Origin of the sequence: Klebsiella sp. MPUS7 (assembly GCF_009905335.1) — a bacterium.
Classification (GTDB): domain Bacteria; phylum Pseudomonadota; class Gammaproteobacteria; order Enterobacterales; family Enterobacteriaceae; genus Klebsiella; species Klebsiella grimontii.
In genome coordinates this window covers 5,265,293-5,289,254 of the sequence record NZ_CP047604.1, presented here as the reverse complement: position 1 = coordinate 5,289,254, position 23,962 = coordinate 5,265,293, and the positions used below count along the sequence as shown (strand labels likewise).

At 47.0% G+C, this 23,962-nt stretch carries 25 protein-coding genes; 9 read left to right on the top strand and 16 right to left on the bottom strand.

What is annotated here, in order from left to right; translation table 11 throughout:
• Positions 1 to 3: 3 nt before the first annotated feature.
• Positions 4 to 1,263, bottom strand: coding sequence for an L-methionine/branched-chain amino acid transporter (gene yjeH, locus GUC22_RS24720; protein ID WP_024360233.1), 1,260 nt, complete (start codon positions 1,261 to 1,263; stop codon positions 4 to 6).
• Between the two features lie 234 nt (positions 1,264 to 1,497).
• On the opposite strand from yjeH, the gene GUC22_RS24715 reads away from it, so the two are divergent.
• The 3 genes from GUC22_RS24715 (at position 1,498) to GUC22_RS24705 (ending at position 3,969) form a co-directional block, all read left to right on the top strand.
• On the top strand, positions 1,498 to 1,791 hold the full coding sequence (locus GUC22_RS24715; RefSeq protein WP_003855929.1) for a co-chaperone GroES: 294 nt from the start codon (positions 1,498 to 1,500) through the stop codon (positions 1,789 to 1,791).
• Positions 1,792 to 1,834: 43 nt separating this feature from the next.
• Positions 1,835 to 3,481, top strand: a complete 1,647-nt coding sequence (gene groL, locus GUC22_RS24710; RefSeq protein ID WP_004871165.1) for a chaperonin GroEL — start codon at positions 1,835 to 1,837, stop codon at positions 3,479 to 3,481.
• A 134-nt stretch (positions 3,482 to 3,615) separates the two neighbouring features.
• Complete coding sequence (locus GUC22_RS24705) at positions 3,616 to 3,969, top strand: DUF4156 domain-containing protein (RefSeq protein WP_004871163.1); 354 nt, start codon at positions 3,616 to 3,618, stop codon at positions 3,967 to 3,969.
• A gap of 102 nt (positions 3,970 to 4,071) precedes the next feature.
• Here GUC22_RS24705 and yjeJ read toward each other — a convergent pair whose 3' ends face one another.
• The 9 genes from yjeJ to GUC22_RS24660 all read right to left on the bottom strand — a co-directional run bounded on the left by yjeJ (position 4,072) and on the right by GUC22_RS24660 (position 14,819).
• Positions 4,072 to 4,926 (bottom strand): YjeJ family protein, encoded by an 855-nt coding sequence (yjeJ, locus tag GUC22_RS24700; RefSeq protein ID WP_024360234.1) that lies wholly within the window; start codon positions 4,924 to 4,926, stop codon positions 4,072 to 4,074.
• A 25-nt stretch (positions 4,927 to 4,951) separates the two neighbouring features.
• Positions 4,952 to 7,069 (bottom strand): peptidase domain-containing ABC transporter, encoded by a 2,118-nt coding sequence (locus tag GUC22_RS24695; RefSeq protein ID WP_160183813.1) that lies wholly within the window; start codon positions 7,067 to 7,069, stop codon positions 4,952 to 4,954.
• Positions 7,062 to 8,348: an HlyD family secretion protein gene (locus GUC22_RS24690; RefSeq protein WP_024360236.1), complete on the bottom strand. Its 1,287-nt coding sequence runs from the start codon at positions 8,346 to 8,348 to the stop codon at positions 7,062 to 7,064. Before GUC22_RS24690 ends, GUC22_RS24695 begins: the two co-directional genes overlap by 8 nt.
• 106 nt (positions 8,349 to 8,454) lie before the next feature.
• Complete coding sequence (locus GUC22_RS24685; protein WP_098067034.1) at positions 8,455 to 8,820, bottom strand: hypothetical protein; 366 nt, start codon at positions 8,818 to 8,820, stop codon at positions 8,455 to 8,457.
• Between the two features lie 214 nt (positions 8,821 to 9,034).
• A complete protein-coding gene (locus GUC22_RS24680) occupies positions 9,035 to 9,409 on the bottom strand; it encodes a hypothetical protein (RefSeq protein ID WP_024360238.1) in 375 nt (124 codons plus the stop codon).
• 466 nt (positions 9,410 to 9,875) lie between these two features.
• Positions 9,876 to 10,916, bottom strand: coding sequence for a fimbrial protein (locus GUC22_RS24675; RefSeq protein ID WP_032711106.1), 1,041 nt, complete (start codon positions 10,914 to 10,916; stop codon positions 9,876 to 9,878).
• Between the two features lie 17 nt (positions 10,917 to 10,933).
• Positions 10,934 to 13,477: a fimbria/pilus outer membrane usher protein gene (locus GUC22_RS24670; RefSeq protein ID WP_024360240.1), complete on the bottom strand. Its 2,544-nt coding sequence runs from the start codon at positions 13,475 to 13,477 to the stop codon at positions 10,934 to 10,936.
• 33 nt (positions 13,478 to 13,510) lie between these two features.
• The gene (locus GUC22_RS24665; RefSeq protein ID WP_024360241.1) at positions 13,511 to 14,203 is read right to left on the bottom strand and encodes a molecular chaperone; all 693 of its coding nucleotides are present in this window, start codon (positions 14,201 to 14,203) and stop codon (positions 13,511 to 13,513) included.
• A 55-nt stretch (positions 14,204 to 14,258) separates the two neighbouring features.
• Positions 14,259 to 14,819, bottom strand: a complete 561-nt coding sequence (locus GUC22_RS24660) for a fimbrial protein (protein ID WP_024360242.1) — start codon at positions 14,817 to 14,819, stop codon at positions 14,259 to 14,261.
• Between the two features lie 496 nt (positions 14,820 to 15,315).
• Here GUC22_RS24660 and GUC22_RS24655 point away from each other — a divergent pair, with 496 nt between their 5' ends.
• Positions 15,316 to 15,879: a transcriptional regulator gene (locus GUC22_RS24655; RefSeq protein ID WP_024360243.1), complete on the top strand. Its 564-nt coding sequence runs from the start codon at positions 15,316 to 15,318 to the stop codon at positions 15,877 to 15,879.
• Positions 15,880 to 16,038: 159 nt separating this feature from the next.
• Here the strand turns inward: GUC22_RS24655 and epmB are convergent, their stop codons facing one another.
• Positions 16,039 to 17,067, bottom strand: coding sequence for an EF-P beta-lysylation protein EpmB (epmB, locus tag GUC22_RS24650; RefSeq protein WP_024360244.1), 1,029 nt, complete (start codon positions 17,065 to 17,067; stop codon positions 16,039 to 16,041).
• A gap of 42 nt (positions 17,068 to 17,109) precedes the next feature.
• On the opposite strand from epmB, the gene efp reads away from it, so the two are divergent.
• From efp to sugE, 4 genes are all read left to right on the top strand, one after another.
• Complete coding sequence (gene efp, locus GUC22_RS24645) at positions 17,110 to 17,676, top strand: elongation factor P (RefSeq protein WP_004097931.1); 567 nt, start codon at positions 17,110 to 17,112, stop codon at positions 17,674 to 17,676.
• A gap of 70 nt (positions 17,677 to 17,746) precedes the next feature.
• A complete protein-coding gene (locus GUC22_RS24640; protein WP_049250003.1) occupies positions 17,747 to 17,881 on the top strand; it encodes an entericidin A/B family lipoprotein in 135 nt (44 codons plus the stop codon).
• 163 nt (positions 17,882 to 18,044) lie between these two features.
• Entirely contained in the window at positions 18,045 to 18,191 is a 147-nt protein-coding gene (ecnB, locus tag GUC22_RS24635; protein ID WP_004097935.1) for a lipoprotein toxin entericidin B, read from the top strand.
• A 140-nt stretch (positions 18,192 to 18,331) separates the two neighbouring features.
• Entirely contained in the window at positions 18,332 to 18,649 is a 318-nt protein-coding gene (gene sugE, locus GUC22_RS24630) for a quaternary ammonium compound efflux SMR transporter SugE (RefSeq protein WP_004128029.1), read from the top strand.
• Here the strand turns inward: sugE and GUC22_RS24625 are convergent.
• The 5 genes from GUC22_RS24625 to frdA form a co-directional block, all read right to left on the bottom strand.
• Positions 18,646 to 19,176 (bottom strand): lipocalin family protein, encoded by a 531-nt coding sequence (locus GUC22_RS24625; protein WP_024360245.1) that lies wholly within the window; start codon positions 19,174 to 19,176, stop codon positions 18,646 to 18,648. The genes sugE and GUC22_RS24625 overlap by 4 nt on opposite strands.
• Before the next feature lie 140 nt (positions 19,177 to 19,316).
• Entirely contained in the window at positions 19,317 to 19,676 is a 360-nt protein-coding gene (frdD, locus tag GUC22_RS24620; protein WP_004871139.1) for a fumarate reductase subunit FrdD, read from the bottom strand.
• A gap of 10 nt (positions 19,677 to 19,686) precedes the next feature.
• Positions 19,687 to 20,082 (bottom strand): fumarate reductase subunit FrdC, encoded by a 396-nt coding sequence (frdC, locus tag GUC22_RS24615; RefSeq protein ID WP_004871138.1) that lies wholly within the window; start codon positions 20,080 to 20,082, stop codon positions 19,687 to 19,689.
• A gap of 10 nt (positions 20,083 to 20,092) precedes the next feature.
• Positions 20,093 to 20,827, bottom strand: coding sequence for a succinate dehydrogenase/fumarate reductase iron-sulfur subunit (locus GUC22_RS24610; protein ID WP_004097940.1), 735 nt, complete (start codon positions 20,825 to 20,827; stop codon positions 20,093 to 20,095).
• Positions 20,820 to 22,610, bottom strand: coding sequence for a fumarate reductase (quinol) flavoprotein subunit (gene frdA, locus GUC22_RS24605; protein WP_049086631.1), 1,791 nt, complete (start codon positions 22,608 to 22,610; stop codon positions 20,820 to 20,822). Before frdA ends, GUC22_RS24610 begins: the two co-directional genes overlap by 8 nt.
• A 275-nt stretch (positions 22,611 to 22,885) precedes the next feature.
• On the opposite strand from frdA, the gene epmA reads away from it, so the two are divergent.
• A complete protein-coding gene (gene epmA, locus GUC22_RS24600) occupies positions 22,886 to 23,863 on the top strand; it encodes an elongation factor P--(R)-beta-lysine ligase (RefSeq protein WP_004117360.1) in 978 nt (325 codons plus the stop codon).
• Positions 23,864 to 23,962: the final 99 nt, after the last annotated feature.

Below are 23,962 nucleotides of genomic sequence, written 5' to 3'. Positions count from 1 at the left end.
CGGTTACTCCGGCCTGGAATACCTCTCTGCCAGCCGGCGCTTCGGTAAAAACAGCCACAGTCCCGCCAGCATGATAAACGCGTACAGACTCTTCCAGCCAACCATCGCCAGAAGCACCAGGCACAGTACGCTGCCAAACGCCGCTAACAGACGATAACGTCCCTGAAGCAGACGGCAGCCCGCCAGCATGCACAGCAAATAGATCATGATAAAAATGCCGTTGGCGTAGACGATCAGCGCATCAAGGTTGATATTGAGTGCATAAATGCACAATGCGCTAATCACGCAGCAGCCGAGGACCGCGTTCAACGCGTTACGCGGAATTTGCCGCGGCGACAGGCGGGACAAATAGCTATCGGGTTTGTGCTGCGCCTGCGACCAGACCAGGCGGGCAAAGCTCTGAATATAAATATTGAGGCTGGCGAAGCAGGCGAGATAGCCGATAACGCAGGCAATCCATAGCGCCTGGACGCCGAACAGGCGTACAACGATATTGGGTAGCGACGCGGCGGCGGCCATCTCCTCGCCAAAGGCATGAAAATGCAGGACCAGCACGGTACAGGCCCAGTAGACTGAACCCGCCAGTAACAGGCCGATCATCAGCGCGCGGGGGAAATCGCGTTCCGGCTGCTTAAATTCAGAGGCCAGGTGCGCGAAGGCCTCAAGACCGACAAAACACCAGAACATCACCGAAAGGGCAGAAAAAAGCTGCGAACTGTCGATATCAGAAGGCGGCGGGAAGGGGATCTGCGCTGGGTTTATCGCGCCGCGCCACCAGATGGCGACAATCAGGGCGACAATCAGCACGGCAACCAGCGTTTGTAGATTGGCGCTGGAGCTGGCTCCGCGAGAACCGACCCACCAGATAATCGCCAGCGTTCCCAGCTCGGCCAGCAGCAGCTGGCTGTCGTGCCAGCCAAAGAGCGCCTGACCAAAGCCGGTGGCGATATGTAGGGCTGCGGGTAACCCAACCGGGATCACCGATAAAAAGAGCCAGCCGGTGACGCGCGCCAGGCGCGGGCCAAAAGCCATATGCACAAAATGCGCTACGCCGCCTGCGCTGGGAAAGTGGCGGCCCAGCGTGGCGAAGACGATAGCGATGGGAAACACCAGTAAAATCAGCGCGGGCCAGGCCCACAGGCTGTTATCGCCGGCGACCAATGCCGCCAGCGCCGGAACGGCGAAAACGCCGGTTCCCAGTAATGATGTGGAAAGTAGCCCCACTCCTTGAGCAAGCCCCAACTCCTGTTTTAAACCACTCATGATTCAACCTTGCGCCCGGCAAAAAAGGGATGGTATCACAATCGCTTTTGCTTATGACGTCAGCTGAGGGCGGCAAATTAGTGTGCGTCTGAGCACGTGGACAAATTTTTTTTTGCTTTTCCCCTTGAAGCGGGAAAATCCCATCCCCATCTCTCAGGGCACTAGCCGGAAAACCGTGTGCGGACCGGCGTCATCCATAACTGATAATGACTTTCTCAAAGGAGAGCTATCAAAATGAGTATTCGTCCGTTACATGATCGTGTGATCGTCAAACGTAAAGAAGTTGAAACGAAGTCTGCTGGCGGCATCGTTCTGACCGGTTCTGCGGCAGCAAAATCAACTCGTGGCGAAATCATCGCTGTCGGTAAGGGCCGCATCCTGGAAAACGGAACCGTGCAGCCTCTGGACGTTAAAGTTGGTGACATCGTCATTTTCAACGATGGCTACGGCGTAAAATCCGAGAAGATCGACAATGAAGAAGTGTTGATCATGTCCGAAAGCGACATTCTGGCAATTGTTGAAGCGTAATCCGCGAACGACACTGAACATACGAATTTAAGGGAAAGATAAAATGGCAGCTAAAGACGTAAAATTCGGTAACGACGCTCGTGTGAAAATGCTGCGCGGCGTAAACGTACTGGCAGACGCAGTTAAAGTAACCCTGGGCCCGAAAGGCCGTAACGTGGTTCTTGACAAATCCTTCGGTGCGCCGACCATCACCAAAGACGGCGTGTCCGTAGCGCGTGAAATCGAGCTGGAAGACAAGTTCGAAAACATGGGCGCGCAGATGGTTAAAGAAGTTGCCTCTAAAGCGAACGACGCTGCAGGCGACGGTACTACCACCGCAACCGTACTGGCGCAGGCTATCATCGCTGAAGGCCTGAAAGCCGTCGCTGCGGGCATGAACCCGATGGATCTGAAACGTGGTATCGACAAAGCTGTCGTAGCCGCTGTTGAAGAACTGAAAACGCTGTCCGTACCGTGCTCTGACTCTAAAGCCATTGCTCAGGTTGGCACCATCTCCGCTAACTCCGACGAAACCGTAGGTAAACTGATCGCTGAAGCGATGGATAAAGTCGGTAAAGAAGGCGTGATCACCGTAGAAGACGGTACCGGTCTGGAAGACGAACTGGACGTGGTTGAAGGTATGCAGTTTGACCGCGGCTACCTGTCTCCGTACTTCATCAACAAGCCGGAAACCGGTGCTGTTGAGCTGGAAAGCCCGTTCATTCTGCTGGCTGACAAAAAAATCTCCAACATCCGCGAAATGCTGCCGGTTCTGGAAGCCGTAGCGAAAGCTGGCAAACCGCTGGTTATCATCGCTGAAGACGTTGAAGGCGAAGCGCTGGCGACCCTGGTGGTGAACACCATGCGCGGCATCGTTAAAGTGGCTGCGGTTAAAGCACCGGGCTTCGGCGACCGTCGTAAAGCTATGCTGCAGGACATCGCAACGCTGACCGGCGGTACCGTTATCTCTGAAGAGATCGGTATGGAGCTGGAAAAAGCGACTCTGGAAGACCTGGGTCAGGCGAAACGCGTTGTTATTAACAAAGATACCACCACCATCATCGATGGCGTGGGTGAAGAAGCTGCGATTCAGGGCCGCGTTACTCAGATCCGTAAGCAGATTGAAGAAGCGACTTCTGACTACGACCGTGAAAAACTGCAGGAGCGCGTGGCTAAACTGGCCGGCGGCGTTGCGGTAATCAAAGTCGGCGCGGCTACCGAAGTTGAAATGAAAGAGAAGAAAGCACGCGTGGACGACGCCCTGCACGCGACCCGTGCTGCGGTAGAAGAAGGCGTGGTTGCTGGTGGTGGCGTAGCGCTGGTTCGCGTTGCTGCTAAACTGGCTGGCCTGACCGCTCAGAACGAAGATCAGAACGTCGGTATCAAAGTTGCGCTGCGCGCAATGGAAGCACCGCTGCGTCAGATCGTTTCCAACGCTGGTGAAGAGCCGTCTGTTGTTGCTAACAACGTGAAAGCGGGCGAAGGTAACTACGGTTACAACGCCGCTACCGAAGAATACGGCAACATGATCGACTTCGGTATCCTGGACCCAACTAAAGTGACTCGTTCTGCTCTGCAGTACGCAGCATCCGTTGCTGGTCTGATGATCACCACCGAGTGCATGGTCACCGACCTGCCGAAAGGCGATGCTCCTGATTTAGGTGCTGCTGGCGGTATGGGTGGCATGGGTGGTATGGGCGGCATGATGTAATCGTGCGCTATACCCCTTAGAAACAAGGAAACCCTCGGGCAGAAATGCTCGGGGGTTTTTCTTTTTGTCGTCTTTTTAGTATAAGGTTGTACATCCGGGCCAGTGCGTCCAGCTCATTGATCGTGGGGAATAACATGCAGGTAAAATATTTAGCAGGGATTGTCGGCGCAGCATTGTTGTTAGCAGGTTGCAGCTCCAGCAACGAATTGACCTCTGGCGGCCAGAACGTACGCTTTGTTGAAGATAAGCCGGGTTCTGAATGCCAGCTGTTAGGAACCGCGACCGGCACGCAGAGCAACTGGCTATCCGGGCAGAATGGGGATGAGGGTGGCTCTATGCGCGGTGCGGCAAACGCCCTGCGTAACCAGGCGGCAGCAATGGGCGGTAACGTGATTTACGGCGTCAGCAGCCCGACGCAGAATCTGCTGTCGAGCTTTGTCCCGACCGATAGCCAAATGAACGGCCAGGTTTATAAGTGCCCGAACTGATTTAACTGCGGGTTATCCCTCTCCTGATGGAGAGGGGAACCCGGGCAACGGCTGGAAAGGTAGAGCCGTTTTCTACGTCCTTGTAGATGCCCAAATTAGTAACTAATTAAGCCTGGTTTGCATTTTAAGACAAAATGCGTGTAATTGGTCCAGACATTCCTCTTTTGTTAATATTTTCCCCGGTTGGCATGCGATGACCTCATAAAAGGTTTCACATAGCGGATATTTTTCCTGGATAGCTTTAAATTGCGGAGTTAATTTAGCCACTTTCTGAGTGATACTTTCTATGTCATGCGGGTTTGATAGGGCATTAACTTTAATTACTGCACCTGCGAGATTACTTTTTCCTTGCTCAGTTTCGAAGCAATAAACTACTGTAACATAGTCTGAATAAATGTCTTTTTTCCATGGTTCATGATGCACTTCTTTATAATTTAAGCATTCAAGATTCGTTAAATCAACGGAGTAAATTAAAATAAAATCGAGCAATGAACCAATGAGTTGTGTGATCTCATTATCTCCGATAGTATTAAATGATTGTTGAATTGCAACGATAATGAATTCAGTTTGAGTGTCATCTATATCTAGCGTTATTATTTTATCATTTTGTAATATAGCAACAAGTGTAAATTTATCATTTTTGAACTTTGGGGCTAAGCCTGTAACTAAGTATCCTGGATCGGGCTGCATGGCTTCTGCAGTGACAATCTCAGGCGTATTCGCAGATAATGACTCAATGCTGGCCATGATTTTAGATTTATATACTTCATGGTTATCAGATAAATACTGGGAAATTTTAAGCATCCGGAAGCGTAGAATGATTAGTAAGTCAATTAATGTAGTGACTTGCATATACATTATATGCTGCTTATCGTTAGTATCTTTAATTTTGAACATCATTAGACACAGATGTTCTCCATGTTTAATCGGTGCAGTGTTGAGTCCTTTGAGTATCATATTATATGGTCCTTATTTAGCAGGATTACGACATAGATATATATTCAGACAAATCAATGACACGGTCTGCTGATGCAATTGTGGAGGGGCGATGTGCAACTATAACTCGTGTGATACTTAAATTGGAGATAGAATTATTAATACTAGCCTCGTTCCCAAGGTCAAGATGACTTGTAGCTTCATCCATAAATAAAATTCCTGGTTTACGATACAACGCTCGTGCAATTAATAGTCGCTGTTTCTGCCCGCCAGAGACACCGGTACCTAATTCACCAATAAGTGTTTCATAGCCCATAGGCATTTTCATTATTTCATCATGAATATTGCTGTAACGTGCACATTCAATAATCAAATCTTCATCAGCATTATCCTCGAACCCACTAATGTTTTCAGCAATGGAACCAGAAAATAAACGGTCTTCCTGTAAAACGCATGCCGTACTTAGACGATAGTTATTTAGACCTATTTTATTAACATCAAGATTGTCTGCCAGTACATCACCGTAAGTAGGAGAAAGAAGACCACACATGACTTTCAATAAAGTAGTTTTTCCAACGCCGGAAGGCCCGACAATAGCTATTGATTCCCCGGGATTAATCGTTATATTTAGATTCTTGAAAATAGGCTGAGAAAAAGAATCATACTGATAACTTAAATTTTTAACTTCAAGCTTAATGCCTTTATCTTGCTGGAATACTCGTCGGACGGGCATTTCTGCTTCTGGCTCACAAAATACAATTTCAGAAAGTCTCTCATTATGTAGGGATAACATACGAAGCTGCATAAAGAGATCGATAAGACTGGATGCGCGTTGAGAAAATTGCCCTCGATAGGCATTGAAAGCCATAAACATCCCTAAAGTCATATTATTATCAATTACTGCCAGCGCCCCAAGCCAAAGAATTACAACTTGATCTATAGATGAAATTAAAGTATTAACTCCACCAAACATCATATCGAAGCGGGTTTGTTTTATTCCTGCATTACAGGAGTCAATATTAAGATTTAACCAGTGGTGTGAGCGCCTTTCTTTAAGATTTAAAGCTTTGATTGTTGCAATACCATAAAGAGATTCCATAAAGTGTGAACTGGAACGTGCTCCTTTTATTACCTGTTCTTCAGATACCCGACGGTAAAATCGATAGGTGGCTAATCGCATAATGGCATAGCACATTGTAAACCCTACGACTACCCAGACGAGCCACCCACCATATAAAGTCAACATAATTAAAAGACCTATGGTCATTATGCTGTCAATAATACCGGTAACTATACTATTAGTAAAAGTGGAACGAATAACATCTAGTGATGAAAAACGTGATTGAATATCGCCTAAATGCCGTTTTTCAAAAAATGATAAGGGCAAGCGAGTCAGATGGTCAAAAAGTGAAGTTTTCCATTGTATATTTGTAAGGGTATTTAGCGTTAAGGATGTCCATGCCCTTAGCATACTGATAAAAGTACGAAATAATGTGAAGGAAACCAATCCAATACAAATAACCGCAAGTAAACTTTGATCATGAGCCATGATAACATGGTCCGTAACCATTTGCGTACCTACCGGAAGTAAAAGGCCAATGGCCTCAATGACTATCGAAAAAGCAAAGATTTTTACAAGTGTGCTTTTCAAACCAACAATGTTACGCATTAGATCAAGTAAGCGTAAACGAGATTTTACCTGCTCTTGCTGAAAATTTTGATCTGGCCAAAGTTCGAGGGCTATACCTGTAAAATAATTTGACATTTCTTGCATGCCAATAATGCGCTTGCCGAGTGCTGGATCATGCACAATAAAACTATTTTTACGTACCTTGGTCAATACAACATAATGATTCATCCCCCAATGAATAATACAGGGGAGTTTTAATTGATTAACTTCGTCAATATCTAATGATAATGCTCTGCTTTTTAATCCAGCCCGCTCAGCTGTTTTACTAAGAGATAATAATGTGACGCCTTGAGTAGGGCTACCATATCGTTGACGGAAATTAAATAAATCTATATTTAGACCATGAAAAGCAGATATCATCGCCAGGCATGCGATATCGCATTCAGCAGCTTCTGACTGTAAAATTACTGGGATTTTTTTTCTCAGTGAGAAATTAAGCTTGTCAGTGATTGTTTTAAATAATGTATCAGTCATGGATTGGGCCACTCACACTCTGAGAAATTTTGTATATTGGTGTAAACATCCACATATAAAGTGGACGCTCCTCAAGAAAAACAATAGCCTGAGCTTTTAGGCCATTTGATAATTCCAGAGTTTTGCCATTATAAATGAATTGATTGTTTTTAATTTTGACTATAGCTTTATACAGTGCGAGTTCCTGTTGATTAGAACCTGTTGCAACATTAGTATATTCGGACATTTCTTGCCGAGAGGCTGGCACCGAAGATATTGATATCACTTTCCCGGGGAATTGGCCAAATTTATCTGACGGGAAGGCATCGTAACGTATATTAACAATGTCTCCAGATTTTACATAGGGTATTGCATTGTTGGGTAGCCATAATATCAAAAAATATTCAATATTCCCTGTTGGTTTTATTTGAGCGAGACTGCTTCCTTTATCAACCATTTGTCCTGCAGTTACAGCTACTGATTCAATTTTACCATCTGATGTTGCTTTGATGACAAGATTACCATTGGCATTTGATTCTACACGCTGATTTTTAAAATCATTGATTTGGTTTTTTTGATTAGAAATTTGGTTGTCATAATCTGCAGCTTTAGTCACTATGTCACTTTTTAGCTGTGTCAACTGAGACTCAAGTTGCATTCTTTGGCTAATGAGCGATTGGTATGTACTCTGTTGTTGGAAGTAAAGAGAATGTTGATAATTATACTGATCTTTAGTAATTAAACCTTGCTTGAGATATTGATCATAACTGGAAAGGTTTTCTTTCATTTTTTTTAGACCAGAGTCAGCGTTGGCTAACATTTTGGTAGTCTCTTTAAGGGAAGTAGAATATTGATTAACCTGAGTATTTAATGCATCTAAGGTTTCTTCTTTGTTTATCAAAGTTTTTTCAATGATTTCTTCCGCATTAGTTATTTTTTCAGTAATAACAGCTGACATGGTGTCAGTGACGTTGCCGTTAACGGTTGAGCGTGAGATATCAAGCTCGTAAAGAGGGGTGCCTTTTTTAATGATATCGCCAATGTTAACATATTTCTTTACCACAAATCCTTGTTGCGGTGCAAAAACATTAATAGAGTGAGGAAGCGTAATTACTTCACCACGCACATCTATTCTTTGCGTATAGCAACAGAATTTAAGCGTGAAAATCAAAACGCATAGAAAAAATAATGATATTGAAAGAATAGCCCATGCAGGCATTCCCGCTAATAATAATGCTTTTCCTTTCCAATGGTTTTTCTTATGTTCAATCGCTTCCTTGCGATAGAGTTTTTTATTCATAGATAATCACTTATTTATGTTGATATTAATTTTTGATTTTTTATAAAAAGAAACTTAAAAAGCATACAGTAAAAACTGTATGCTTTAAGTTATAAACTAAAAGAAATTAAGACGGTTTATAAGCGCCGGAAGAGCCATCAAGAACACCTTCAATGATGCCAGTTGACATATCATTAATGTATTCAGTACCTCTGTATACGCCCATTACAGCGCCCCAGATGCCACCCTGGATTGCTCCCCAGATAGCGCCAATACTGGTACTAATAACGCCAATGCCAAGCATGCCGCCACCTTTACCATTACCAGTAAGGCCACCCTGCAAGCCGCCTGCCGCTGAATAAGCAACTAAGCCAAATATTCCACCAAGGACGCTATCAACAAGAGCACTACCAAAACTTTGGGTTCCATCGATAAGCTGCTGAAGACCAGCACCAGAAACATCATTCATTTCAGTTAGAGTCAGTTCTTTCATTTTTTCTCCTTGAGAGATTCTCTCGATGATAAATCAATTACAATGCGATATAATATCCGCTGGTGTTATTGATTTAATAAGCCAAATATATTTGTTGATTATGAACGATTCAATTCATTGATAGAAAGGTTATTAAGGATATAAACAATATATCAATGTTTTTCATGACCTGTCGTTCTTCAGGTGATTATCACTTTTATCTAAGAATTATAGATTAAAACCAGCCATTAGGCTTATAGGCACCACCGGTGCCATCCAGTACACCATTTGCGATTATATCTGCATATTTGTTAACGTAGTCAGAACCATTATAGATACCTGCTACGGCACCATAAATGGCACCGTGAATGGCTCCCCAAATAGATCCGACAGCGATGGATACTAATCCAAATCCTAATAAGCCACCGCCAGCACCGCTACCGGTAACCCCACCCTGCAGACCGCCAGCAGATGCAAATGCAAGGGCTCCAATTACACCACCGATGGCGCTGTCAATTACTGCCTCACCCAAACCTTGGGTTCCCGCAATAAAATCCTTGAGTGAAGCACCAGAAACATCATTCATTTCAATAATAGTTAGTTCTTTCATTATATTTCCCTTTAGTGATATTCCTACGGACTAATATCATGTGCAATCAAAAGATTATTTTGATTGTAATACGTGCAAATGTACACCTACCAATAATGCTATTCGCGATAGGTCGCAGAGAAATATAGACTATAAAAAAATATTTCCAATATATTTATTGCATGTTCATATTGAATTTTACTACATCATGTACTAGCTTACACAATTCACATTACGTTGTTTTGTGAAATGAATATATATTGAGTTAAGTAATTATCTATCATGAATGGTTTGATATATAACGCTCTTAACTAAAAACGTGAGTTTTATTTATTGGATTTATTGCTGTTTATAGAACTGATGAATGTGGCTATTTTACGTGGAGAGGGGGATAAGTTAGTTTAAATGGGTAAATGTGTTCTTAGAATTACTACGCTACACCAAGATATGAAAATCACTATTGGTGTAGCGTACTTATTATACGATGCTATTTTTCCTGGAGGATAATTTCGAATTGACCTTTAACCTCCCCGGTAGTGCCAACTGAAACATCATCTGAGAGTTTATAGTAATCAGCGGTAAGTTCTAAAGTTTGGTTTTTTGCCATACTCCTGTACTCATAGCTATCCAGATCATAAAATTTAATTGGGCTTGCTCCTTTTTTAATTATAAAACCAACATTTTTTGCTCCACTTGGTAGTGCGTTTAGCAATACACCGTCAGTCGTAGATGAGTTCTCTGTAATAGGGTTGAACCAGTATAGATAGTTAAGGCCTACTTCTGAGTCTGGACAGCTAATGTCTAATGTTATTTTTTTCTGTTTACCTGTGGCAGCTCCTTGCCCTAATGCTTTCAACTGAGATACATCTATACTCTGTAGCATCACAGTGCTCCCGCCTCGCGGGTTAACATTACATGTTGTTTCTTTAAATCTTATAGAGCTTAGATTGATGTTAATTTTTAATAATTGCGAACTATTAGGGTTACCTGTACCTTGCGTTTGGGAACCTGGAGCTCCGGCTAAAAAATATACAGTAATTAAACCAGGTAATTGATTTTTTGTAATCGGACCTGTTTTAACTAACCAAACAGTGACTTGTCCCGAAATACTTGTTTTAGAATAAGTGTGACTGTTGGCCGGTATAGGATCGTTCAACTTGGCAGGAATAGGCCGTCGAATTGTGCCAATTGTTATATCTGACATTTGATAACCGATGCCAGGAATTCCTGTAGCGTAAACCGGCATATTCTGGACTCCAGTTACGCCAGTATCAATATCATTTGTACTTCTTATAACAAAGATATCATCAGGAGCACAACCCGAATATGTTTTAATATCAGTAACATTACCACCGCGAACAGCAGTAGCCAGTATTGAACCATTTGGTAGTGTTGAGTCAGCAAGGATGGCTGTAGTGCCGAAGTTAACCGTTATTCCACCACCACCACTTCCATACTTTTGACAATTTGCTTGCGCTTGCCAGCTAATGCCGCTTATCAAAATAACTAAAATAAATAAATTTTTCATAGTATTCGTTATCCCTATTAACGGCAAACAGCAGTAGCTTGCGTGATGCCTTCGATCACCGGTACCAGGCTATATGTCGCTTTACATTGCTGCTCTGTTTTAGTTCCCCATTGAGCGTAAACTTCACCATTATCTTTCAGGCCTGACAGATAGACCATGCCGCCATCAGAAACGATACTGGCTTGAGCCTTTTTATCTGCTGTTAAGGTTACCGTAGCACCATAAGGAACATTATCGCCCGATGTCCTTTTCAGTATCAGGAACGCACGACGACCAATATTTCCCTCGAAATTTGCCCGTACGATTGCCGCGCGAGTAGGAACTACTTTTTGGGTAGTATTTGGCAGTTCCATATTATCACTCAGGGTAGTGTTATCTAAGGTCACGCTGGTACGATGGTATGGTGTGACGTAAGGGATAATAGCATAACCGCGATAATCAGTTTCAATGGTTGCATCGTTCTCGAGACGAACATGATCTAAACCTGGCGCTTTGACTAATACGGAGGTTTCGGACATCTCCTGACCTAACGTAACGCCATCAGCATGAACCAATATCCCGCCGTTCAAGCCATAATTCAGTAGTTGGCTATGTTTGCCATAGCTGTACCCACCATTAACTGAGCCCATTGAACCACGGTAATTGCTATATACGCCACCGCTGGCATCTTCCCGGTTGCTATAACCTTGCTGAACGTTCCAGTCCAGATTATGATTCTCCAGCGCTACGCCGCTAAGAGATACATACTCATCTGTAGATCCAGGGCTGCTGTTAGTCACGTTATAGGTTGCATAGGTGTTCGGCAGCCAGTCACCTAGCGGCACTGTGATATTAAAGGAAACTACGTGGTCGTCTTCTACAGTGCGGCTTGAGCCGTTACTGCCCCAGGAATAACGGCTATAGCTATAACCTGCATAATAGTTAAAGCGACGGAATCCACCATTGTAGCCAACGTTTAATGAGTTGTTGTGGCGATTGCTATCCCAATAGTCCTCGAATATGCCGGATACGGAAAGACTGCCTAAACCAGCCCCCAGGCTTTGGCTGACGGTAATATTGGTGCGGTTACGTATCGAGTGAGACGTATAACCACCATAACGGTTGTTATAAGAATTCATCACATCGGTAAGTGTATTAAAGCCGGAAGTTGAATAGCGATAACCAGCGACGGTAATATTAGTACCGGTTTCAATAATATTTTTACCATATCGGATGCGCCAGGACTGCCCGGACGTTTTATCCGCATCTTTCTTCTTAGACCACGCTTCGGTGACGTCAGCTGAAAGTGCGCCGATATCGCCAAGGTTTTGCCCAACGCCAAATGCCAGCGCCTGATAGTTAGATGCTGCCTGTATACCGGTATAAAACGTTGTATTACTTAACGCGCCATAGCTTATGGTGGCCTGCGTAAAGGGTTTTTCATCAATATTGTCGTCATAGGGACGATATTGACCGCTGGTAATTTCATACTCCATCTGGCCTTCTCTGAGCATCAGCGGCAGAGAAGCGTATGGCACGACGAAGTTTTGACGGGAACCATCGGCTTCTTCTACGGTAACGTACAGATCGCCGTTACCGCCGGTAGAGTAGAGGTCGGTTATTTCAAAGGCACCGGGAGCAACAAAAGCCTGGTAAATCTGATAACCATTCTGTTTGATAACGACACGGGCGTTAGTTCTGGCAATGCCGCGAACAATTGGCGCGAAACCGCGTAGGCTTTCCGGGATCATGTCCTCGTCTGTCGCCAGCTGAACCCCTGTAAAGGGCACGCTATCAAAAATGCTCGACAGGGATGAGCTTTCCCCCATTACCAGCGTGCTCTTTAATGGAATGATGCTGCGCTGAGCATACAGATAAACGGAGTCCCAATCGCTTTTCGCTCCTGCTGATTTATTCCAGGTGCTAAGGTTTCGAAGTCGCCATGGCCCGATATTCAGCCCGGACTGCAGGTTAAGGTTATAATATTCGTTATTGGCCTCGTAGTCTTTGCCTGAACTGAACTGATAATTGGTCAGCAATGCGTTGATCCCGTCATCATATTCTTCAGGAGGAACAAAACCTTGTGCTTTAGTTGACAGTGCTGCTTGCGGTATAGAGATAATCAGCTGTTGAGTATTGAAGTTAAAATCGGTTGTAAAGTTAGGAATGATACTCGAGTCCACACACCCGTTAGTGTCCTCTTTTAGAGCCGGGAATGCTTCAGAGCGTAAACCATAGCTAATTAACTTAGCCATGCTCAGGCACGGAACCAGTTTCAAATCGCCCGAAGCAGGATCTTTTTTTTCGACAAACCGAATATCAGCTGTTTCCTGTAGGTCGTTATTTAAAATCACATCAATGCGATATTCACCCGGTGCCTGAGCATCTTTCGATGCGTATAAGGATAAGTCCGGTATTGAAGAGGGATCGTTTTGACCAACTGATTTTATAAAATCAGGATCAAAGAAATCACGCGCCAGGGCATTGTTGCACAAACCGAGGGCTAACGCAGGAACAAGCACGAAAAATGTGTGGGACACACCAGAAAAAACACTATCCCTTTTTTTTATTAAAATAGACATACTTTTCACCCTGGCCGATCGAACAGAACAAAATTATATTGATGATGAATAGGCAGAACCCGTGCCTCCATTGTCAGTAGCAACTTTCCACTCTATTTCTGAACCATTAACACCAGCTGGCAAAGGGAATTCTTTGGTAGTAAATGCATCTATATTATTAACGGAACCACTGATTTCCTTACCATTGATTTTTATAGATTTAAAATAGATAAAGAATGGCGTCGGATTTTTTAACGTGATTTTATTACTTGATTTATGCCACTCTAGTTTTTTTGCTTCTTGGTTGACTGTCAGATCCTGTAAGGACAATGGGCGGTAGATAAGACGCATTCTATGGCGTACAGCTAATTGAATCTTATTTTTATCAGTATCCGCGTCATTGGTTGGCGGGATAGACATAACATTGAAATAGTAAACAGTCTCTCGATCCTTAGGCGCATTGGTTATATGGGCGTTAGGAAATATTCGTAACGTATTCTTCTGTTTTGCTTCCAGACGAAAAAGTGGGGGAGTCACCATAAAAAGAGAGTTTTGGCTACCTTCACGGGGCTCAACCCATGACTTGATTAAATAAGGAATGTCATCTTTATTTTCCAGGTTGGCGCTTATCTCTCTCGAGCCCTCTTTAAAAAGATGTCGTGTAGAGTCCACGACTACACCGCTATGGGCAAAAAAACTAGCTGAAAGAGAAAAGGCTGCCACTATTTTTAATGATGACTTCAACATAATTCATTCCCTGAATACAATAATAGGGCTTACCAGTGGTAAGCCCTGCTGAGTATTAATAGTTGATAGTAAAGGTTGCAACACCTTTAACAGCACCCTCGGTTACACCGTTCGCTGTTTTAACATATGCTGCTTTATAACGCATATAAGACGGAGTGCCTGCGGTATAAGCGATAGTTTTTGCAGTTGTGCCAGTAAAGCTAACGCGTGAACCGTCGGTATTAATAACGGTTACAGCGGCGTTAGTTGCTGGGCTAACCGCGGTGTTAGTCAGAACATTATCCTGACCGCTGATATAGTCACCAGTTACAGTAACGTTCAGGTTACCAGTGTAATCAGTTGCACCTTTCTGACAGTCTTCGATTTTGTACTCAATATCTTTAGCCAGCGCCATATATGGAGTGTTAACCCCCTGACTTTCCAGGATAGAGGCTTTTACATCATCCAGAGTTAAGGAACCGCCTTGGATCTGAGCTGATGGAGTAACGTTACAGGATTCACCAGTATTGGTTACGTTGCCGAGAATTGTCAGTTGAGAACTGTTCCCTGCCGCGAAAGCCTGTGCGCTCAGAACTGCAGATGCAGCGACCATTACAGCTACGATTGTTTTTTTCATTTATTTAATCCATTTATAAAAGCTTAAAAATTCCTGAATAGATGCCTGGCTTGGTTATCAACTATAACTATTGTTAATAATTAACTAGTAGTTAATGACTGACTGACCTTTATCTGCGCCTGAGCCCTATCGTTTCCTTTCGCTCGTCCTTATGCCAGTCTTCAGGCTTTATAGGCTTGAGCGACGACGAATTTAAATGGAAGGGGGGCAAAATGCATGTGAATTTTATCTAAAATTTATTTAAAACTTGAATTGTCATTAGTTCATGTTTTGTTGTCTGTTTAGTAATGGTTTAAGATGGCTAGTATAATAATGGCGCCATCGTCTCTTTGCCTAAAAATAACATGTTAATCTTGTTCATGTCGGACGGATAACGTGGTTTTTTTGTCTGCAGTCAACTAACTCCGGTTGTGAAAAGGATTTTCTGGCCTTTGACGATGAACTCTATGTTTATTTGTTGTGATTTCACATATCCAATAAAGGAAGGGATAACATTATGGTATTCAACGAATATATCATTAATAATGAAGTTATTTTTGATACAAATGTGAATAAGCTAAAACCATTAGGTGAGCACGGTGATAGCGTTGCTCTAAATGCACCTACCGCGCGTTGTCTTCAACTATTGCTGGAAAGCAATGGAAAAGTTATATCTCGTGAGGAGTTTTTAGATACAGTGTGGAAAACGAGAGGCGTTGTTGTCTCGCAAAATACGTTCTATCAAAATATTTCGCTATTAAGAAAGTCACTACTAAAAGCTGGATTATCGCAAGATATCATTGTTACTGTACGGCAGCGTGGCTTTGTTTTGGCAGCAGATTCCCACGTTGATTTTTTGTCCAGAACCGATGAGGAAGAGTCAGGAAATTTAGAAAACATACCGATAATAAGCAATGTTGCTCCTCTCATGGCGGAAAGGAAGGTGCTTGATAACCCCGCAAGGCCTCCAGAGTTACATATAAATGATAATAATAAGCAGCCAGCTTTGAGTTTGCCGGGCTGGTTTTTGCTGCTACTGGTAGCCTTAATAGCAACCAATATACTTTCTTTAATATTATGAATAAAATTAATATGTGCTTAGGCTATTCTTTTATACGTATATGTAATATTTAGCTGGGTTGATTTTTTCACGTGAAGTAATGTTGCATTTGCGTTCTGATGTCAGTCAGTGACTGCATCCTGATAGTGTCTGCCAGGCCGGGCCCGGCAGACATATTGATTAGCGCTGTTTTAAGCCCAAATCCAGCGGTGTTTTGCTCGGTTCACCACCGATTTCCCGTGCAAGTTTTGGTACTAAATAACCAGATACCATCGTGAGCAGTTCACGCATAATCTTCCTCGCCTCTTCGTCGCTGACCATAAAATGTGCTGCGCCCTGCACTCTATCCAGAACGTGAAGGTAATAAGGCATGACTCCGGCATCGAATAACGCATTGCTTAGATCGGCGAGCGTGCGCGCGTCATCGTTTACGCCGCGCAGTAGTACGCTTTGATTAAGTAAAGTGACGCCAGCTATACGCAGACTCTTCATCGCGGTACGAAAAGCCGCATCTATTTCGTTAGCATGGTTGATATGGTTCACCAGCAGTACCTGCAACGATGAAGCAGAGATACGCGCAACCAGCGTATCGGTAATGCGCGCAGGAATCACAATGGGCAACCGACTGTGGATACGCAGGCGCTTAATATGCGGGATGGCTTCCAGCTGCGTAAGCAGCCAGTCTAGTTCAGGGTCTTTCGCCATCAGCGGGTCACCACCGGAAAAAATGATTTCATCCAGCTCTGGATGAGACGCAATGTACTCCATGGCCATCTGCCAGTTGCGCTTATTACCCTGGTTTTCAGCATAGGGAAAGTGGCGGCGGAAGCAATAACGACAATTAACCGCACAGCCGCCTTTAACCAGCAGTAACGCGCGGTTGCTGTATTTATGCAGTAGACCAGGCACAACGCTGTGCTGTTCTTCCAGCGGATCGGTGGTAAATCCCGGAGCATTAACAAACTCCTCCCGGGAGGTAAGTACCTGACGGAGAAGTGGATCGTTGGGGTTTCCTGGTTCCATACGGGCAATAAATGCCCGCGGGACACGCAGTGCGAACAGGCGCCTGGCATCGCGTCCCGCCAATAGATTCGCATCAGCGTCTACATTTAAAAGATGCAGCAGTTCATCAGGACTGGTCACAACATCGGCAAGTTGCGTTAACCAATCTTCTCTGGATGGGGTATTTAGGGTTACAATATGCGCCATTTTGTGGCTTAGCTACCAATTAACAAAGTTTCAGAGGGCCTTATGGCGACTTACTATAGCAACGATTTTCGTGCCGGTCTTAAAATCATGATGGATGGCGAACCTTATGCAGTTGAAGCCAGTGAATTCGTTAAACCAGGTAAAGGCCAGGCTTTTGCGCGCGTTAAGCTGCGCCGCCTGCTGACGGGTACCCGTGTAGAGAAAACCTTCAAGTCTACGGATTCTGCTGAAGGCGCGGACGTTGTCGATATGAACCTGACTTACCTGTACAACGACGGTGAGTTCTGGCACTTCATGAATAACTCTACTTTTGAACAGCTGGCCGCTGACGCTAAAGCCGTTGGCGACAACGCTAAATGGCTGCTGGATCAGGCTGAATGTATTGTGACTCTGTGGAACGGTCAGCCAATCTCCGTTACGCCGCCGAACTTTGTTGAGCTGGAAATCGTTGAAACCGATCCAGGCCTGAAAGGCGATACTGCTGGTACCGGCGGTAAACCTGCAACTCTCTCCACTGGCGCCGTGGTTAAGGTTCCGCTGTTCGTACAGATCGGCGAAGTCATCAAAGTGGATACTCGCTCTGGCGAATACGTATCCCGCGTGAAGTAATTTATGCGCTGAGATGGTTGGCGCAGCGTTTCGCTGCGCCCTCTACCGAGCGTAGACGCAGGCAGGGAAGATGGCTCATAAATTAAAACTTCCGGTACTACTATTATTACTAAGCTGCGCTCTTCTGGCCGGATGCAATACGGCTCGCGGCGTCGGTGAAGATATCCAAAGTCTGGGCCATGTCATTTCTCATGCTGCCAGTTAACCTGATTTCATCAGGAAATCCTCATTCACAATTAGTTTCTCCGTTTGGCTCAATCCTTTTAACCTCTTTTTCTCTTAAAAATCGCCGCGTTTCCCTCATCCTGGACCAGTTTGTCTATGCTTATAGAGCACGATAACTAAAACTGGTTAATAAGGATGACATTATGGTAAAAAAAGCGATTGCAGCGTTCTTTACGGTTTTGGCTCTTTCCTCTGTACTGACTGCATGTAACACCACGCGCGGTGTTGGTCAGGATATTTCAGAAGGCGGCAGCGCGATTTCGGGCGCCGCGACCAAAGCTCAGCAATAGACCATAGCGGTACGGCCGCTGGTCGTACCGTTCTTCCTCACCTTAGTCACGTCGTGTATAATTCCTGTGAAATATCATCTGCCTTACGGGACGACCTGTAAGCGTTTCACATCTGGGGACGGCCCCATCAAAGGAGCCATATGTCCTGGTTAGTTCTGTTTATCGCTGGTCTGCTGGAAGTCGTCTGGGCAGTCGGTCTGAAATATACCCACGGTTTTAGCCGCCTGGTGCCAAGCGTGATAACGATTGCCGCCATGGTCATCAGCATGGCGCTGTTGTCATGGGCGATGAAAACGTTGCCCGTAGGGACGGCTTACGCCGTTTGGACCGGAATAGGCGCGGTCGGCGCAGCCGTGACGGGTATTATCCTGCTGGGCGAATCCGCCAGCCCGATGCGCATTGCCAGCCTGGCGTGCATTGTGATTGGCATCATTGGCCTGAAAATGAGCGCGCATTAATACTGCTGATTGACCCATAGTAGTTTGCTCACGTCGAATCCTTGCCGGGTAGCGATATCCAGCATCTGCTGCTTCACTTCCGGCGGGATTTTCGGCGTGCGCGCAAGTAGCCAGAGATAGTCGCGATCGGGTCCACAAACCAGCGCGTAGCGATAATCCTTATCCAGCGCTATCACGCTATAACCGCCATAGAAGGGGCCGAAAAATGAGACCTTCAGCGCGGCGCGAGTGGGTTCCCCGGTAAAATAAGCTACGCCATCGGTTTTTTGCCACATACCCCGATCGGGGTTGTAGCCTTTATTTACCACGTTCAGCCCGCCATCATCGCGCAGGCTATACGTTGCGGTGACTTTTTCCAGGCCGCTTTCAAAACGGTGATCGAAGCGGGCAATCTCATACCAGGTACCAAGATAGCGTTGAGCGTCGAAGGGGCTAACCACGGTTACGCCAGGAGGCGGTGCCGGCGTAGTACAGGCTACAAGCAGAAATGAAGCGGCAACAACCGCAATAACGGGTAGCAGACGCATAATTTTTTCCTTGCCAGTTTTAAGCTAAGTGTAGAGTCAGGCAGGAAAAATGCGGCAGAATTTTCTTGAGAAGCGAGCCCGGTAACAGAATGCTACCGGGCTTATTGCAGCTGAGGTAAAAGCCGCGTACGGCTATCCGTTTAGATGAACAATATGCCGACGAGGGTGACGACGGTCAGAATCGCCGCGAGTCCATAGAAGACCCACTTACCGTTGGGTACGTGAATTTTCAAATCGTGCATCGCATGGTGAATACGGTGAAGCCCGCACCACAGCGGCAGAACAATCATCAGGAAAATGAATGCACGGCCAATAAAACTATGGGCAAAAGCCAGTACGCGTTCATAGCTGAATGCGTCAGCAGGCGCGAGGCCCAGCGGCAGCATAATACCTACCAGCAGCACAATGACGGGGGCGATAATCGCTCCCCACATGCCGCCAGCGCCAAACAGCCCCCAGAATACCGGCTCATCCGAACGTTTTGGATTGGGATTAATCATTCCAGCCTCCTTACCAGAACAGCGCGACAAACAGGATCACCACGGTGACGACCGCAGTGACGACCCAAAGCCCTTTAATAATTGGCTCTGGCCCCATTTTCTCGCCTTTAAGGATAATATTGGCGGCTTTCGGCGCCAGCTCAAACCAGGTTTTGGTATGCAGCAGCGCGGCTGCAAGCGTGATCAGGTTCAGGATCACGACAATCGGGTTTTGCAGAAAACCGATATAGCCCGCCCAGCTCTCCGCGCCATGCTTCAGTGCGAACAGCCCGTAAATCAGCACGATGCTGAACCAGACCGTGGGTACCGCCGTTCCTTCACGCAGCATATAGAAGCGATAAAACGGCAGCTTTTTCCACCAGGTGGACGGCATCGGCCGCACGTAGGGTTTGCGTTTAGTCGTCATACAGCACTCCTTAGCGTGGTTTCAGGGTGGCGATAAGAAAGTCTTTCGAGCTTTCTACCTTGCCCTGCTGGATCGCGGCCGCCGGGTCGACGTGTTTCGGGCAGACTTCGGAGCAGTAGCCTACGAAAGTACATGTCCAGACGCCATTCTGGCCGTTAAGCTGCGCCATACGTTCCTTTTTACCGTGGTCGCGGCTGTCTTCGTTGTAGCGATGGGCGAGGGTGATCGCCGCCGGGCCGATAAACTCCGGATTAAGACCAAACTGCGGACAGGCCGCATAGCACAGGCCGCAGTTGATGCAGCCGGAGAACTGGTGGTACTTGGCCATTTGCGCCGGCGTCTGCGTGTTCGGGCCCTGATCGGGCGTGCGCGGGTTGCCAATGATGTACGGCTTAATGGCTTCCAGGCTTTCGATAAAGTGGGTCATATCGACCACCAGATCGCGCTCGATTGGGAAGTTGGCCAGCGCCTCGACTTTAATACCTTTGGTGTATTCGCGCAGGAAAGTTTTACAGGCCAGCTTTGGCACCTTGTTCACCATCATGCCGCAGGAACCGCAAATCGCCATGCGGCAGGACCAGCGGTAGCTGAGGTCTGGCGCGAGGTTGTCCTTGATGTAGCCCAGGGCATCAAGCAGTGAGGTTTGCTCATCGTAGGGAACTTCATAGAAAGCGCTGTGCGGTGCGATGTCCACTTCCGGGTTGTAGCGCACCACTTCGACTTTCATATTTTTCATCTCAGCCATTCGTCGTCTCCTTCTTCTCGGCTGCTTCCGCTTCCGCACCGTACACGCGTTTTGCCGGCGGCAGAGTGGTGATTTTCACATCACTGTACTCCAGACTGGTATTACCGTCGGCATCGCGGAAGGCGAGGGTATGCTTGAGGAAGTTGACGTCGTCACGCTCGGTGCAGCCTTCGTCCAGACGCTGATGCGCGCCGCGGGACTCTTTACGCGCGAGGGCGGAATGCGCCATACATTCGGCGACGTTCAGGCCATGGCCCAGTTCGATGGTGTACAGCAGGTCGGTATTGAACACGCTGGAGGTGTCGGTGATACGCACGCGCTTGAAGCGCTCCTGCAGCTCGGCCAGCTTATCAACCGTTTTCTGCATAAGCTCCGGCGTACGGTAGATACCGCAGCCTTCTTCCATTGACAGGCCCATTTCGTCACGAATCTTGGCCCAGTTCTCGTTACCTTCCTGATTAACCAGATCTTTCAGGCGGTTCTCGATATCGACGACCTGCGCGTCCAGCGCGGCGCTATTGGCTTCGCCCGCTTCGGTTGCGCGCTGCATGGCCTGTTCTCCGGCCAGACGGCCAAACACTACCAGCTCCGCCAGGGAGTTGGAGCCAAGGCGGTTGGCGCCGTGCAGGCCGACCGAAGAACATTCGCCCACGGCAAATAGCCCTTTGATGCGGGTTTCACACTGCTGGTCGGTTTCGATCCCGCCCATGGTGTAGTGCGCGGTCGGACGTACCGGAATGGGATCTTTCACCGGATCGACGCCAACGTAGGCCTTCGAGAGTTCGCAGATAAACGGCAGACGTTCAAGCAGCTTTTTCTCGCCCAAATGGCGCAGATCGAGATAGACCACATCGCCTCGCGGCGTGGGGATCGTGTTGCCCTTACGCCATTCGTGCCAGAAAGCCTGGGATACTTTATCGCGCGGGCCCAGCTCCATATATTTATTTTTCGGTTCGCCCAGCGGAGTTTCCGGACCCATGCCGTAATCCTGCAGATAGCGGTAGCCGTTCTTGTTGACCAGAATACCGCCTTCGCCGCGGCAGCCTTCCGTCATCAGAATTCCGGAACCCGGGAGACCGGTGGGGTGATATTGCACGAACTCCATATCGCGCAGCGGTACGCCGTGGCTGAGCGCCATACCCATACCGTCGCCGGTGACGATACCGCCGTTGGTATTGTAGCGATACACGCGTCCTGCGCCGCCGGTCGCCAGAATGACCGCGTTGGCGCGGATTTGCACCAGCGTACCTTCCATCATATTCATCGCGACCAGACCGCGAGCCTGGCCATCATCCACCAGAATATCCAGAACAAAATGCTCATCGAAGCGCTGGATTTGCGGGAATTGAAGCGAGGTCTGGAACAGGGTGTGCAGCATATGAAAGCCGGTTTTATCGGCAGCGAACCAGGTTCGCTCGATCTTCATGCCGCCGAATCGCCGGACGTTGACGCTGCCGTCCGGGCGGCGACTCCACGGGCATCCCCACTGTTCGAGCTGGGTCATTTCCGTCGGGCAGTGATGAACGAAGTAGTCAACGACGTCCTGCTCACACAGCCAGTCGCCGCCTGCAACGGTGTCGTGGAAATGGTACTCAAAGCTATCATGATCCTGCGCGACGGCAGCGGAACCCCCTTCAGCAGCAACGGTATGGCTGCGCATAGGATAGACTTTTGAAATTAGAGCGATTTTAGCATTTGGATTAGCTTGCGCGGCGGCTATTGCGGCGCGAAGACCTGCTCCGCCTGCGCCTATTACGGCAAGATCGGCTTGAAAAGTTTGCACGACATTCCTCCAGTTTTTGTTTATTTCGCCGCCGGGCTGGCGAAAACGTATCACTGCTCCTTTATAGGTAAGGAGTATAGCCGTAGGGTCATAAGGGAAAATTGACGTGTTCGATTTTTTTATCGTTCTGTGCGGTTGTTTATCTGCTTGCTTTATGCTTTTGGGTTATCAATAAATTAAGTGTATGTAACGCGTTTACGCATTCGCACAAAATTTGTTTCATCTGCCAGTTACGAGTAGACTTCGTGCCCTTGTTTCAAATCGGAGAAAGTACCATGAGCGAAACGGCAACCTGGCAGCCGAGCGCATCCATTCCAAATCTGTTAAAACGTGCAGCGGTGATGGCGGAAATTCGCCGTTTCTTTACCGACCGCGGCGTGCTGGAGGTGGAGACGCCCTGCATGAGTCAGGCGACGGTGACGGATATTCATATGGTCCCGTTTGAGACGCGTTTCGTTGGTCCTGGCCACTCTCAGGGGCTGAACCTGTACCTGATGACCAGCCCGGAATATCACATGAAGCGCCTGCTGGCGGCCGGCTGCGGCCCAGTGTTTCAGCTATGCCGTAGCTTCCGTAATGAAGAGATGGGGCGTCACCATAATCCGGAATTCACCATGCTGGAGTGGTATCGTCCGTGCTATGACATGTACCGGCTAATCAACGAAGTAGACGATCTGCTACAGCAGGTACTCGACTGCCAGCCGGCCGAAAGCCTCTCTTATCAGCAAGCCTTCCTGCGTCATCTGGAAATCGACCCGCTGTCGGCAGATAAAACGCAGCTGCGCGAAGTGGCGGCGAAGCTCGATTTGAGCAATATTGCCGATACGGAAGAGGATCGGGACACGCTGCTTCAGCTACTTTTTGTCATGGGCGTCGAGCCGCATATTGGTAAAGATCGTCCGACGTTTATCTATCATTTCCCGGCCAGCCAGGCGTCACTGGCGCAAATCAGCACTGAAGATCATCGCGTAGCGGAACGTTTCGAGGTCTATTACAAAGGCATTGAGCTGGCTAATGGTTTTCATGAGCTCACCGACGCCCGCGAACAGCGGCAGCGTTTTGAGCAGGATAACCGCAAGCGTGCGGCTCGCGGCCTGCCGCAGCAGCCCATCGATCATCATCTGCTGGCTGCCCTGGAAGCCGGGCTGCCGGATTGTTCCGGCGTAGCGCTGGGCGTTGACCGGGTGGTGATGCTGGCGCTGGGCGCAGAAAGCATCGGCGACGTTATCTCGTTTACCGTCGACCGCGCCTGATCTTCCTTTCCACTTTCCTGCAGGACATTGACGGGGATGACCGCCGATGTACGGCGGTATGGTTGATTGTCCGGTAGTGCGATCGTTCTGGCCTTGCCT

What these genes read in the sequence shown, in the direction of transcription:
- yjeH (WP_024360233.1), bottom strand. Translation starts at nt 1,263, where the DNA reads ATGAGTGGTTTAAAACAGGAGTTGGGGCTTGCTCAAGGAGTGGGGCTA.
- GUC22_RS24715 (WP_003855929.1), top strand. Translation starts at nt 1,498, where the DNA reads ATGAGTATTCGTCCGTTACATGATCGTGTGATCGTCAAACGTAAAGAA.
- groL (WP_004871165.1), top strand. Translation starts at nt 1,835, where the DNA reads ATGGCAGCTAAAGACGTAAAATTCGGTAACGACGCTCGTGTGAAAATG.
- GUC22_RS24705 (WP_004871163.1), top strand. Translation starts at nt 3,616, where the DNA reads ATGCAGGTAAAATATTTAGCAGGGATTGTCGGCGCAGCATTGTTGTTA.
- yjeJ (WP_024360234.1), bottom strand. Translation starts at nt 4,926, where the DNA reads ATGATACTCAAAGGACTCAACACTGCACCGATTAAACATGGAGAACAT.
- GUC22_RS24695 (WP_160183813.1), bottom strand. Translation starts at nt 7,069, where the DNA reads ATGACTGATACATTATTTAAAACAATCACTGACAAGCTTAATTTCTCA.
- GUC22_RS24690 (WP_024360236.1), bottom strand. Translation starts at nt 8,348, where the DNA reads ATGAATAAAAAACTCTATCGCAAGGAAGCGATTGAACATAAGAAAAAC.
- GUC22_RS24685 (WP_098067034.1), bottom strand. Translation starts at nt 8,820, where the DNA reads ATGAAAGAACTGACTCTAACTGAAATGAATGATGTTTCTGGTGCTGGT.
- GUC22_RS24680 (WP_024360238.1), bottom strand. Translation starts at nt 9,409, where the DNA reads ATGAAAGAACTAACTATTATTGAAATGAATGATGTTTCTGGTGCTTCA.
- GUC22_RS24675 (WP_032711106.1), bottom strand. Translation starts at nt 10,916, where the DNA reads ATGAAAAATTTATTTATTTTAGTTATTTTGATAAGCGGCATTAGCTGG.
- GUC22_RS24670 (WP_024360240.1), bottom strand. Translation starts at nt 13,477, where the DNA reads ATGTCTATTTTAATAAAAAAAAGGGATAGTGTTTTTTCTGGTGTGTCC.
- GUC22_RS24665 (WP_024360241.1), bottom strand. Translation starts at nt 14,203, where the DNA reads ATGTTGAAGTCATCATTAAAAATAGTGGCAGCCTTTTCTCTTTCAGCT.
- GUC22_RS24660 (WP_024360242.1), bottom strand. Translation starts at nt 14,819, where the DNA reads ATGAAAAAAACAATCGTAGCTGTAATGGTCGCTGCATCTGCAGTTCTG.
- GUC22_RS24655 (WP_024360243.1), top strand. Translation starts at nt 15,316, where the DNA reads ATGGTATTCAACGAATATATCATTAATAATGAAGTTATTTTTGATACA.
- epmB (WP_024360244.1), bottom strand. Translation starts at nt 17,067, where the DNA reads ATGGCGCATATTGTAACCCTAAATACCCCATCCAGAGAAGATTGGTTA.
- efp (WP_004097931.1), top strand. Translation starts at nt 17,110, where the DNA reads ATGGCGACTTACTATAGCAACGATTTTCGTGCCGGTCTTAAAATCATG.
- GUC22_RS24640 (WP_049250003.1), top strand. Translation starts at nt 17,747, where the DNA reads ATGGCTCATAAATTAAAACTTCCGGTACTACTATTATTACTAAGCTGC.
- ecnB (WP_004097935.1), top strand. Translation starts at nt 18,045, where the DNA reads ATGGTAAAAAAAGCGATTGCAGCGTTCTTTACGGTTTTGGCTCTTTCC.
- sugE (WP_004128029.1), top strand. Translation starts at nt 18,332, where the DNA reads ATGTCCTGGTTAGTTCTGTTTATCGCTGGTCTGCTGGAAGTCGTCTGG.
- GUC22_RS24625 (WP_024360245.1), bottom strand. Translation starts at nt 19,176, where the DNA reads ATGCGTCTGCTACCCGTTATTGCGGTTGTTGCCGCTTCATTTCTGCTT.
- frdD (WP_004871139.1), bottom strand. Translation starts at nt 19,676, where the DNA reads ATGATTAATCCCAATCCAAAACGTTCGGATGAGCCGGTATTCTGGGGG.
- frdC (WP_004871138.1), bottom strand. Translation starts at nt 20,082, where the DNA reads ATGACGACTAAACGCAAACCCTACGTGCGGCCGATGCCGTCCACCTGG.
- GUC22_RS24610 (WP_004097940.1), bottom strand. Translation starts at nt 20,827, where the DNA reads ATGGCTGAGATGAAAAATATGAAAGTCGAAGTGGTGCGCTACAACCCG.
- epmA (WP_004117360.1), top strand. Translation starts at nt 22,886, where the DNA reads ATGAGCGAAACGGCAACCTGGCAGCCGAGCGCATCCATTCCAAATCTG.